6 protein-coding genes are annotated in these 12,685 nt (G+C 39.0%); 5 read left to right on the top strand and 1 reads right to left on the bottom strand.

What is annotated here, in order from left to right:
* Positions 1–5 precede the first annotated feature (5 nt).
* Positions 6–974 (top strand): glycosyltransferase, encoded by a 969-nt coding sequence (locus tag K345_RS0112405; protein WP_028974429.1) that lies wholly within the window; start codon positions 6–8, stop codon positions 972–974.
* Positions 975–977: 3 nt separating this feature from the next.
* Here the strand turns inward: K345_RS0112405 and K345_RS0112400 are convergent, their stop codons facing one another.
* Positions 978–3,062 carry a methyl-accepting chemotaxis protein gene (locus K345_RS0112400; protein WP_028974428.1) on the bottom strand — a complete coding sequence of 695 codons (2,085 nt, stop codon included), beginning with the start codon at positions 3,060–3,062 and terminating at the stop codon, positions 978–980.
* A 239-nt stretch (positions 3,063–3,301) separates the two neighbouring features.
* On the opposite strand from K345_RS0112400, the gene K345_RS20965 reads away from it, so the two are divergent.
* The 4 genes from K345_RS20965 (at position 3,302) to pelA (ending at position 12,619) form a co-directional block, all read left to right on the top strand.
* The gene (locus K345_RS20965) at positions 3,302–5,530 is read left to right on the top strand and encodes a bifunctional diguanylate cyclase/phosphodiesterase (protein ID WP_037572175.1); all 2,229 of its coding nucleotides are present in this window, start codon (positions 3,302–3,304) and stop codon (positions 5,528–5,530) included.
* A 9-nt stretch (positions 5,531–5,539) separates the two neighbouring features.
* Entirely contained in the window at positions 5,540–6,640 is a 1,101-nt protein-coding gene (locus K345_RS0112390) for an ABC transporter substrate-binding protein (RefSeq protein WP_028974427.1), read from the top strand.
* The gene (locus K345_RS22430) at positions 6,637–8,598 is read left to right on the top strand and encodes a sensor histidine kinase (RefSeq protein WP_053228279.1); all 1,962 of its coding nucleotides are present in this window, start codon (positions 6,637–6,639) and stop codon (positions 8,596–8,598) included. Before K345_RS0112390 ends, K345_RS22430 begins: the two co-directional genes overlap by 4 nt.
* 97 nt (positions 8,599–8,695) lie before the next feature.
* Positions 8,696–12,619 (top strand): pectate lyase, encoded by a 3,924-nt coding sequence (pelA, locus tag K345_RS22935; RefSeq protein WP_083963754.1) that lies wholly within the window; start codon positions 8,696–8,698, stop codon positions 12,617–12,619.
* Positions 12,620–12,685 lie beyond the last annotated feature (66 nt).

The following is a 12,685-nucleotide window of genomic DNA, read 5'->3' as shown; positions in this document are numbered from 1 at the left end:
TTTATATGAAAAAAAATGTCATTATTACTGGATCTGACAAAAAATACGGTGATTTTCTTATAGAGCATTGGTTTAAATCCCTTAAGGAAACTAATGACCTGACTGAACTTGATGTAGCTGTGTTGGACTATGGTTTATCAATAGCTCAGCGTTTTTACCTGGAATCTCATGGTGTGATTCTCATTCCCTGTCAGAAGGATGGACACGTTGTGAATATCCGTTTTAGAGATATGGCTCATTATCTTGAAGAGCATCCCGGATATGATCAGGTTATTGTAAGTGATGGTGGTGATATTATCTTTCAGGATAGTCTGGAACCTCTTATTGAGGAACAACCACAGGAGTTCCGGGCTGTCGTGGAAGACTTGAAGAGTGGTTTTAGTATTTTTCTGACAGATGAGTTCTTTTCCAGGCAAGACAAAGACGCCATTAAGAAGACTCTGACCGGTAAAGAGATGATTAATGCAGGTTTCTTCATTGGACCAGCTCATAAGATGGAAGAATTGGGTAAAACCCTTTATGCCATGATAAAGGAAAAAACAAAATTCGGTCCTGATCAGATAGTTGTTAATTATCTACTTTATAAGAATGGTTTTGTTCCTGTGGATAGAACTTATAACTATGTTGTTGCTACAGCTCAAGCGAAGTTGGAGATCAGGGACGGTCGTTTCTATGCCAATGGAGAATTGATTCGGGTGGTTCATAATACGGGTAACTGGAAATTCTTACGGCCTATTGAGAACTTTGGCTATCATAGTGATAAGGTGTCCCTAAAAAAAGATTTGATGAGAATATTAAAAGGTCTCCATACTACATCAGACTCTATGTATGATGTTCAGGATCATTTGAAGTTAAGATTATTGGACTTGAGAAAGGATATGAAAGACATGTACCGTAATTCTCAAGGAAAAGTGGATGAATTGTTCAATAATTTTGTTGATGAAATTCTGAATATAAAGGACAAAGAAGAATAACTTTCATGTTTTGAATTTGGATACAAAGCCCTGGAGCTCCTTGAGGTTACTATCATTGGTATGGCTCTGGGAGGTGAGGCTTGATGTCGCGTTTTGTATTTCATCAACACCTTGGAGTATTTCATTGATTCCTTGCTGATTTTGCTGGGACAAGGTTTGTCCCATGTTAAGGGTTTTGCTTATATTGTGGGTACTATCTACAATGATTTGCGTTTCTTCTGATATCTTTGTGACAGAATCCTTGAGCTCTCCTGAAGCGGTGAGAACTTGTTTGCCTCCTGACGACATTTCAGACATAGTAGAAGATATTTCCATGAGGGATTGAACTAGGAATACAACCTCCTTTTGTATTTTGCTGTAATAATCAATACTGTTTTGAGAGGAGTTGGCAGCTTCTTTGATGGCCAAATTAATATCTTTTACCAGGGTTGTTATGAGCTTGGCATTCTCACTACTGGATTCCGCCAGTTTTCGGATTTCCTCAGCTACTACTGCGAAACCTCTTCCCGATTCTCCCGCATGGGCTGCTTCAATGGCCGCATTCATAGCTAATAGATTGGTATTGGCGGCAATGTTGTTTATGACTCCAATGATGTCTACGATCCTGTCTGTCATTTGTTCTACTTTGTCGATTGAGGCATTAGAAGCATTAATGAGATCCGATCCTTCATGGGTGTATTCTTCTAATTTTTGAGATCCTTCTGAGCGCTGTTTTGTTATCGTTGACACATTTTGAATAGAGGACATCATTTGTTCGATAGCAGCAGAGGCCTGGATAACTGCAGTCGATTGTTCCGCTACCAGGTTATTAAGGTTATTGACTGAATCATTAATATGAAGAGAATCTTCATAACTTTCACTTACTTCCTGACTAAGCTTTGTTATTTGTTTGTAGATGGAGTCGACGGTTGCTCTGATTTCTGTAATCGAAGAGGACGTCTCTGTTGTGGAATCGGTAATATGATAACTTAATTGCAGGCTTGTCTCTGTGATGGTTCCTATTTGCTGGATGAGCTCTCTAAGAGATATGGTAGCTTGAGAGAGGGCTGTACTTATGTGACCCATTTCATCTGGTCGGGAATAAGTATGAGGATCTCTTAAATCACCCTCAGCAAGGTTACTGACTTCTTTCATTATGATTTTGATAGGATGGGATATCAGGGTATAGAGTCTAATGACAGCCAATAGGGCAATGACGATAGCGACAATTATTATTATGAGTCCCACTCGACTATATTGGGCAAGGGACAGATCCAGTTCCGTTCTCTTATCTATTAAGATTTGAGTTGTAAATTGTTCTTCCTTGGAGAAAAGCGGTATGAGATTGACGAGACTTTCTGTAAGTTGTTCTTCTGTTACGTCGATTTTTTGATTGATGTTAATGATATCTTCCATTCCCTGCTGATAGTTCTTAATGGATGTGTTCATCTCATTTTTAACACTTAAAGGAAGATTACTTTCTGAAATCCTGTTCAAGATCTCAGAGGTCGCCTCTTTATTACGATCTGCATATTTATCTGTTAGGCGTAGAAGATAATCTTTTTCATGTCGTCTGATCATGAGATACTGGATCATTAGTGCATCCCGATTATATTGTTCGATTATGGCTTCCAGTTCATGGGCTGCATTACGAAAATACCCCCTAAGTCCCAAATCTTCTGTAAACCCTTTTTGAACCTGTAGATCATAAAGAGCCTTGAAGTTTTCTTGGTAGTCATTGAGTTTTTGTGTCAGTTGATTGTAAGTATCGGACCTTGTTGTATAGCTCTTCCATTGGGCTGTGAGCCTTTCTTCCATTTTTAAGATTTGCGTCAACAAGTTATGTGATTGAGATAGGTATTCATTGAATTGCGTCAGATGTTCTTCTGATGGTTTTAGGAGAAAATCCTTCTGTATCATACCAGCTCTGGTAAGTAATTCTTCAGAACGGAGTAAATCCTTTTGTTTTAGATTGATCGTATCGAGGAAGAACCCATATTCCTGTTTGGCTGTAAAGATACCATTTAGTAATAAAAACGAGACCCCTAGCATAAGGATTAGAATAAAACTGTTAATGACTAATATATTTTTCCGTATATCCAACTTCACTGTATTATCCTGTCCTTATTATTTATTGCGTACTCATTAGATTATGTTTATAAAAGGAGTGAATGCAAGTTGGTTTGTCCCTGTGAAGTTAATACTATCATTCTCAGGATAACTTTAGTTAGATACAATCCTCCCTCCTCAGTAAGTCTGAGAGATTAACAGAGGGACAGATCTTCTGTGGGTATAATATCATTGTTTTGTCATAATTCTTCCATTATGCTGTGTTATAGGGGGGCTTCATGAGTGATGATTACTTTGTGTTTGCCGATGAAGACAATATTCCTGTTGATGAGTATAAAGAAGTATGGGAAATCCTGATTGTTGATGATGATCAGGATGTACATGACGCTACTTTATATGCTCTGGACGGGTATGAAGTATTTGGGAGAACTTTATTATTCCACCACGCCTATTCTGCTGCTGATGCGATCACAATGTTGAAACAACACCCTCATATTGCCATCATTCTTCTTGATGCGGTGATGGAAACGGATAGTGCTGGATTAGATGCTGTTCGTGTCATTAGAGAAGATCTTGGCAGGGAGGATGTTAGGATCATCCTAAGAACAGGTCAACCTGGCCATGTTCCTGAATTGGAAACGATTACCAAATACGACATTAATGACTATAAGACTAAAAGTGAATTAACCAGATCCAAGCTTATAACCACAATAACAACGGCTATTAGATCCTGGGAACAATTGAGACGAATTCAGAATAGCCGGGAAGGGTTAGAGAAGATAGTTTTAGCCAGTAATCAGTTCATTGCTGAACAGGGGCTGAATGCCTTTGCCGAAGGGGTGATCTCCCAGATGGCCAGTTTGTTTAATCTATCACCTGAAGGTATCGTTTGTGCTTCGGGGATTCTTCCAGGAATGCTCCAGGAACCTTATAGTGGGGAAGGGAGTAAGGAGCACTGGGTTATCATTGCCGCTGCTGGTGATTATAGCCGCTTTATTCACTGTAACATCTCTCAGATCGATGATAGTAAGATCGTTAAATCTATTAGAAAAGCTATGACGGATCAAAAGACTGTCCTGGAAAAGGATAGTATTACCGTATTTTTTAAAGAAGCCGGGGGGCGTATGTATTCTGTTTATATTGCTTCTCCCAGACCTTTGAAGGACGTTGATCGTCATCTGCTTGAAGTTTTTTGTACTAACATAGCCTTAAGTGCGAGTAATATTGAACTTGTCAATCGTTTAAAAAAGCAGGCCTGGGAAGATCAGGTTTTGCGTATTCCCAATATGGCTGCCTTGTTAGGAGAAATTGAAGAAAGGATCAAGGTCTCTCAAGAAAATCCTTCTATTTTAGCTCTCTTTGATATTGTTTCGTTCAGTGAGATCAATGACCTGTTGGGACATGATTATGGTAATGAGATTTTAAAGGCTGTAGTCGATCGTTTTAAACAGATTTTTACTTCCCGAGTTTATTTATCCCGTATCTCTGCGGATATATTTGGGCTAGTGGGTCCAGAAAGTGAATTGAATCAGGAAGCTCTTATTCAGCTTAATACTATAGAAATCGTCACAGCAGAAGGTCGACGTAATATAACTTTTTCTATTGGTGCCACTTATTTATCTATTCATCAGGGGGATGGCTCCAATCAATTGCATAATGCTCTGTTTTCTCTTAAGAAGTCCAAGGAACATCGTCAGGTGATTTTTTATAGCCATGATATTGGTATTTTTGTTCGGGAAAAGAATCAACTCCTTCATGACTTGAGACAAGCCATTCTAACAGAACAGGTTTATCTGGTTTATCAGCCACAAGCCTGTATCGGGAGTGATCATGTTTATAGTTTTGAAGCTTTGATCCGTTGGCGAAAACCCAATGGTGATATTATCCCCCCATCACAATTCATCCCTTTGGCAGAACAGTCTGGATTAATCATAAAGCTTGGTGAATGGATATTAAGACAATCTCTTGAAGACTTAAATCGAATTCATGACGCGGGTTATCCTGATATGAAAATGGCCGTAAATGTGTCTGCTGTTCAATTCAAGCATCCAGATTTTCTGGATGTATTGGATAAGGTTATTGCTAGTACTCATATTGATCCCACATGTATTGAATTAGAAATAACAGAATCTGTTTCTCTTTTGGCGATTGATCATGTATTGAGCATTTTAAAGGAAATCCGCAATAGAGGTATTAGTATTGCTATTGATGATTTTGGGACAGGGTATTCCTCTCTGGCTACTATTGATAGGTGGCCGATTAATAGAATTAAAATAGACAGGAGTTTTATTCAAAAGTTAAACACTGATGAGGACGGTACTAGAATTGTTGATCTTGTCATCCCCTTAGGTAAGAAACTCTCTGTAAAAATACTCGCGGAAGGCGTAGAAACGAAGGATCAATTGGATCGATTGAATGAATTAGAGTGTAGTGAGGTTCAAGGTTTTTATTTGAGTAAACCTCTTGTGTTGAAGGATTTACTAGTATGGTTGGACAATAGAAAGTGAGGTAGCAAGATGAAACGTTTTTGGCTCTTACCCTTTATGTTCCTGATTCTAGGGAGTTGTCAGGACCATAAAGCTATTAGTATTGGTTTTATTAGCGGCCTTTCCGGTGGTAATGCAGATCTGGGAGAAGCTGGCAGGAATGGAGCTATTCTGGCGGTTGAAGAGATCAATGCCAATGGTGGTGTTAATGGTAAGCCTATCAATTTAATCATTAAAAATGATGGGAATGATCCTGATATTGCTAAGAAATCAGCCCATGAACTGGTGGATGAAAAGGTAGTTGCTATTGTCGGTCCTTTTAGTACAGCTATGGTAGAAGCTGTTGTGTCTGTGGCTAGTCCACAAAAAACTTTAGTTATCACGCCCACAGCTTCTGCTATGAAACTAGCAGGTAAGGATGATTACATCATACTTATGAACTCCTCCACCCGGGTGAATGCCAGAGCTTATGCTGATTTTATGGTATCAAGAAGGGGCTATGATCGAATAAAGATAGCTGCTGATGAACAAAATTTTACTTTTTCTAAGAGTTGGTATGATGAGTTTGAACTCCGTTATGAGGAATTAGGCGGAGAGATTCTGTCTTTACAATATTTTAACTCACAACTGATTAATAACTATTATTCCCTTGTTACAGATTTAGTCGATAATGATCCTGATTGCCTACTGTTTATAGCCAATTCTGTAGATTGTGCGAGAATAGCTCAACAGGTTCGCAAATATGATGATACAATACCTATTATTGCTGCGGAATGGGCTGGTACCGAACAGCTTATCGAGTTGGGTGGTTCTGGTGTTGAAGGAATGGAAATATTGCAAAATATTAATTTTTTCAATCAAGGTGCTGAGTTTGTTATGTTTCTCAATAACTATGAACAGCGTTTCAATCAGAAGGCAAGTTTTTCTGGTGTCATGGCATATGAAACGGTATATGTCATTGCTGATGCTTTATTACATCAGAAAAAAGGGGAAAATCTAAAGGATACTATCGTGGGTGGAGGTCCCTATGAAGGACTTCAACAAAGTATTGAATTTGATGTTAATGGCGATATGAGGCGTCATCCAGTATTTGTTCAGATAAAGGACAAAGAATATATATTAGCTCCATGAAGAATTATAGTTTTCGCTTGTTTTTTCTTTTTCTAATTTTTTGCATATCCTCTGCCACTATAATACTAGCGGGTACGGCGATCTTTGTTTTTCGAAGTGATGCTATTATGAATGAAGAACGGGATAAGGCCTTTGTCCGTGTGAAAGATTTATCCCATAGAGTAGAAGAACAACTGAGTTATGTTGAAGGCAGTATGAATATTATTGGGCGGGTCAGTAAGTCTATGGATCTGTACCGTTTTAGTCTTTTGCTTGATAACTCTATCAAATCCCTTCCTTTAATTAGAGCCATGTATATCCTTGATGAAAATGGTAAAACCCTGGCCGTCGGCACTCATAGTCCCCTTTCTTCCATTAATCCTGATTTCCTGGGAATCGATTTTTCTTATACTCCTTTGTACAACTCTATTAAGGAGAATAATCAAATTGTATGGAGCGATAAGTTTATCTCTACTTTATCCGGGGATACTTCTGTGGGGGCGGCACTCCTTCTCGATAATAGGGTTGTTATTGCTGAGTTATCCTTGAGAAGTCTATTGAATACTCTCAATACGATAAGCAATCGTAATGACCGTATTTGGGTCATAGATCGTCGTGGTGAGCTGGTTGCTGATACAGGTAACTTTGAAGGTGGTGCCGGTATTATTAATATTAGGACAGTTCCTTTTATGGAGGAGGCTAGTAGGGGGATGCCTTTAGATAAGCAGGTTAAATTTGAGAACTCCCATTATTTTGTTAATTATTCTTTATCTCAAAAACTTGGTTGGCTTTTTTTACTTGGTATACCTGCTGGTCTTCACAATGTATTCATTTACAATACTCTCGTCGATATTTTACTTTTGGCCATATCCTTTTTTCTAATCGGGATGATAGCTTTCCCCTTTTGGTCAGAGAAGATTACCAGGAATATCATGCTCCTTAGAATCCAGGCTGATCAGATTGCCAATGGACAGGAACCGGAATTAATACAAAAAACTTCAGTTAAAGAGTTCCAGGATTTGAATCGCTACATGAGGGAAATGTATCAAAAGATCAAAGAGAGAGAAACAGCTTTGAGAGATCTTAATCAGGCCCTGGAGCGTAGAGTTCAAGAAAGAACCAAGGAGCTAAAGGACAGTAACGTCGAATTGCAAAATACCCTAGATCATTTGAATAGTGTACAGGAAGTGTTGATACAGTCAGAAAAGCTGGCTGCTCTCGGACGTCTTGTTGCCGGGGTGGCTCATGAGTTAAATACTCCCATCGGTAATGCTATTATGGCTCTCTCCAGTATCAAGGATGAACATCGGCACATGACTAAGTTAATAACTCAGGGCTTGAAGAAATCTGATCTTGATAGGTTTATTGATCATTTGGATCAAGGCCTGGATATAGCCGATAAGAATATTCATAGGGCGGCTGAACTAATCAAGAGTTTTAAACATGTTGCTAGTGACCAAACCAGTTCTGTACGACGACAGTTTTCCTTATCTGATATCATCGATGATGTCTTGTTGACACTCCAACCAACAATCAAGAGAACTTCCCACCATATAAAAATCGATTATGCTTCAGGTATCTACATGGATAGCTTTCCAGGTGTGGTTGTGCAAATCATCACAAACCTTATAACAAACGCGCTTATTCACGCCTGGGATGAAGAAGAAGCGGGTATTATTACTATTAAAACACAAAGAATCTCTACTCCCAATAATGAGGATGAACAGGATCAGTGGATTGAAATCCAAATTGCAGATAATGGAAAAGGTATTCCTTCTGATTACGGTGCAAAAGTATTTGATCCTTTCTTTACAAGTAAGATGGGATCTGGGGGAACAGGTCTGGGCCTTAATATTGTCTATAATGGGGCAACAAACATACTGGGCGGCACCATTGATTATAAAAGTAGTATTGGTGAAGGAACGACCTTTTCCTTAAAAATTCCTCTCATTGCTCCCCGTCTTAATGGGCATTTGTAGTAATTGTATCATTACCAAGTATTGTACCCTTCACAAATTCTATTTGTCGATTTGTAATTAATCACAATTTTTACAAATAAATGGAGGCAAAAGTACGGTGAGAAGAAAAATTTTGGGAGCCTTTAGTTTGCTCTTGGTGATTCTTATGATTTCTTCATGTTTATCAAATAAAGGAATAGAAGAGGCCAATTATCTATTTAAGGCAGATTTTGATAATGAAGAAATAGGATCACAACCTAAAGATTTGATACTATCATTTGAAAAGGGAAACATATCCGTTGTGGAAGATTCCCTGTCTGGTGGTGGTATGTTGTTTCTTGATGACAGGGGCAATAAGAGCATCAAGATTGAAGGTGTCTTTCCCAGTCAAACAGAGCCAGTAACTGCATTCATCGATTTTATGCAACCCAAAAAGGGTAATACGGCAAAGGTTATTAGATTATTTGGAACAGCAGAGTCCGATAAAGCTGCCATTCGAATTGAGACCAAGAATAAAAACATTAGTTATAAGTTGCCTGATGGAAGCTATCAGGCTCTTGAACCAGTAGAAGATGGAAAATGGTATACAGTGGAAGTTGTTGCTGATATTCCTAACCAACGAGCCAATGTTTTTGTTAATGGTAAAATGAAAGCAGAAGGTGTTCCTTTTCAAGCTCCTGCTACAGATTTAACACGCTTTGATGCCTATACTCCAGGATCAAGTGTGACTCCTCATTATGTTGATAATATCAAGATTGTAGCTGGTATAGCTCCTGTTCTCTATACTCCTAAAGAAATTCCCGCCCCTGTTGTTGAAGATACAGTTGTTAAAACGTCTTCAACAGTTGTTAAGCCTGCTTCAGTCGGTACTGCGATGACTTACGAAGCTGAAAACGCTGAGTTAACAGGTGCCATAATCGATACGAAACATGTAGGTTATACCGGTGATGGTTTTGTTGACTTTACACCAAATCAACCGGGGGGCACTATTAAGTGGACTGTAGATGTACCGGAAGAGGCGGAGTATAAACTGCAATTCCGATACGCCCATGCTTCTGGTAATAGACCTTTGGAAGTAAAAGTTAATGGGAAGGTTATTGAAAAATCACTTGAGTTCCAGGGCACTGGAGACTGGGCTAACTGGCAAACAGTGAGTACCAAATCTTCTTTAAAAAAAGGAACTAATGAGATTCTTGTGACAGGCATCGGCGTTGAAGGGGGAGGGAATATTGATCATTTGAAAATTATTCCTAACACCTCCTATTCTGCTATCTATGAAGCAGAATCTGCTAAAAGCTCAGGTACTATCATTGATACTAAACATGTTGGTTATACAGGAGATGGATTCCTGGACTTTAGTCCAAACCAACCTGGTGGAACCATCGAGTGGAATATTGATGTTCCTAGTGAAGGGGAATATACCTTGCAGTTTAGATATGCCCATGCTTCAGGTAATAGACCTCTAGAGGTGAAAGTTAATGGGAAGGTTATTGAAAAATCTCTTGAGTTCCAAGGGACTGGAGATTGGGCCAATTGGCAAACTGTTAATACTTTAACTTCTTTGAAAGGGGGACAAAACACTATTCTTGTGACAGCTATTGGATCTGATGGGGGTGGTAATATAGATCACTTAAAGATCATTGGCGGATCAGTGGATAGTGATACCCAGAAGATAGACTTTCCTATTGTAGGAATAAAAGAGATGCTATCTAAGGAGATGGTTGATTTGTTGGATGATAAAGGTCTCTTTATCGATAAACGATCCAGAACCTTAAAGATGACAGGAGCTCCTGAAATTATTGCTTCTCAAACGATCACAGATAGTCTTGTTTTAGTGACAATCGATAGTGGATTCTTAGAGTTTGATCCCCATGATGTTATCATTACAGCCGCCAAGGGGACTTGGACATCATTAGATCCTAAACTAACTTATTTATTAACAAAGCAAGCGGCTGTCGGATCTGATAAAGACGGAAATACGGTCGTTCTCTATGAACTGAATTCTCCTTTATCTTTGTCTTATAAAGAAGTGACACCAAAGTTTAATGGAGATGTTAAACAAGGTTTGGTTCAAGCTAGAAATCTTATTACCTGGCAGATGGACAATGGGGGATGGGGTAAAAATAACCCTGAAGCAGCGACCCGACCATGGGATGGTAAGGAAGTGAAAGGACATTGGTTTGGTACTGATGGTAAAGAAATCGGTACTATAGACAATGATGCAACTATTAAAGAAATCCGCTACATTTCAGAAATCTATAGAGAAACAAAGGAAAAAGACTTAAAGGATTCCGTTCAAAAGGCTATAGATTTCCTATTAACTATGCAGTATGACACTGGTGGATTTCCTCAGGTTTATCCTCAAAGAGATCTTCCAGGTGGTACGACATATTACTCTAATTATGTAACATTTAATGATAGTGCTATGATCAATGTTCTTGACATGTTCGATGACATTATCAATAGTCGTTACCCCTTTGATTCTAACATTGTCAGTGATGGGGACAGAGCCAAAATACAAGACTCTATGGATATGGCTATCGATTATATTCTGAAAGCACAGATTAAAGTTGATGGTAAATTAACCGCATGGTGTGCTCAACACGATCCGGTCACTTATGAACCAAGAGGTGCCCGTGCTTATGAACATCCTTCCATTTCTGGTTTTGAATCAGTTGGGATTGTTAAGTTTTTAATGTCCAGACCTAACCAGACTCCAGCGATTCAGAAGTCTGTCGATGCGGCTATTGAATGGTTCAAAGAGGCAAAGGTTGAAGGAAAATCTTATCGAGCCGGTGACAAGAACAAGGTTTTCTTTGTTGACGATCCTAAGGGAAGCACCTGGTATCGTTTTTATGATGTTAAAACCATGGAACCTATCTTCTCTGGTAGAGATGGGGTGATCAAACATAGTATTCAGGAAATCGAGGAAGAACGACAGTATGGTTATTCCTGGGCTGGTGTATGGCCTCAGAGATTATTAGAAGTCGTAGATCTTTATGGATACTATCCTGGTAAGTTCTATGCTGAAGTTGTGAACACTAAGTCAAAGAGCCTTTTTGGTGCTAAGAGTTTAGATATTAATGCTGTTAAGGAAGTGACTAGCTATGATAGGAAGTTAAGTCTTCAACTTAGTCTTAAAGCAGATGGATCCGGGGATTATCCCACTATCCAGGCCGCCATTGATTCTGTTCCTGCTGGAAATACCATTCCCTACACAATTAAGTTAGGCAAAGGAACGTATACAGAGGTCATCACTATTCCTCGAGATAAGGGATATATATCTTTGATTGGTGCCAATAGAGATAAGACCATCATCACTTACGATAATTACTCTGGTAAAGACAATGGCAGGGGGGGCACTATAGGAACTAGTGGTAGTTCTACGGCCTTTCTATTGGGAAGTCACTTCCTGGCTAAAAACTTAACCTTTGAAAATAGTTTTGATGAGGCAAGTTCTACAGTTAAAGACAAACAAGCCGTGGCTGTTAAATCTGAAGGGGATATGATGGTCTTTGATAACTGTCGTCTTGTCGCTAATCAGGATACTTTATATGCCAATGTTGGTAGACAATATTTTGAAGATTGTATTATTGAGGGGGATATCGATTTTATCTTTGGTGCAGCTAAGGCTGTATTTAAAGATTGTAAGATCATATCTGTAGATAAAGGCTCATCAGAGAATAATGGTTACATCACAGCCGCCAGTACTCCTAAAGATCGGAAATATGGCTTTCTATTTATAGATTGTGATCTAACCAGTTCTGCTAAGGATGGCACTGTTCATTTAGGTCGTCCATGGCATCCGGGTGGGAGTGTAAATGCTATTGCTTCTGTTGTTTTCCGAGACTGCAAATTAGGTGCTCATATCAAGTCTGAACCCTGGACAGATATGTCAGGTTTTAGCTGGAAAGAAGCCCGATTCTATGAATACAACAATAAAGGAGATGGGGCTGGTGTTAATGGTTCAAGACCTCAGTTGACTAAAGAACAAGCTTCAGAATATACCAAAGATAAAGTTCTAGAAGGGTGGAAACCATAATCATTCATTAGATATTGATAGGGCTGTTGCTAAAGCTCATGAAGCTTGGCAACAGCTTTTTTTTGC

Source organism: Spirochaeta cellobiosiphila DSM 17781 (genome assembly GCF_000426705.1).
GTDB lineage: Bacteria > Spirochaetota > Spirochaetia > DSM-17781 > DSM-17781 > Spirochaeta_E > Spirochaeta_E cellobiosiphila.
The sequence above is the reverse complement of the archived record's forward strand: the minus strand, read 5'-3'. Positions and strand labels throughout refer to the sequence as shown.

Coding starts and splice junctions, on each gene's coding strand:
- K345_RS0112405 (WP_028974429.1), top strand. CDS start 6: ATGAAAAAAAATGTCATTATTACTGGATCTGACAAAAAATACGGTGAT.
- K345_RS20965 (WP_037572175.1), top strand. CDS start 3,302: ATGAGTGATGATTACTTTGTGTTTGCCGATGAAGACAATATTCCTGTT.
- K345_RS0112390 (WP_028974427.1), top strand. CDS start 5,540: ATGAAACGTTTTTGGCTCTTACCCTTTATGTTCCTGATTCTAGGGAGT.
- K345_RS22430 (WP_053228279.1), top strand. CDS start 6,637: ATGAAGAATTATAGTTTTCGCTTGTTTTTTCTTTTTCTAATTTTTTGC.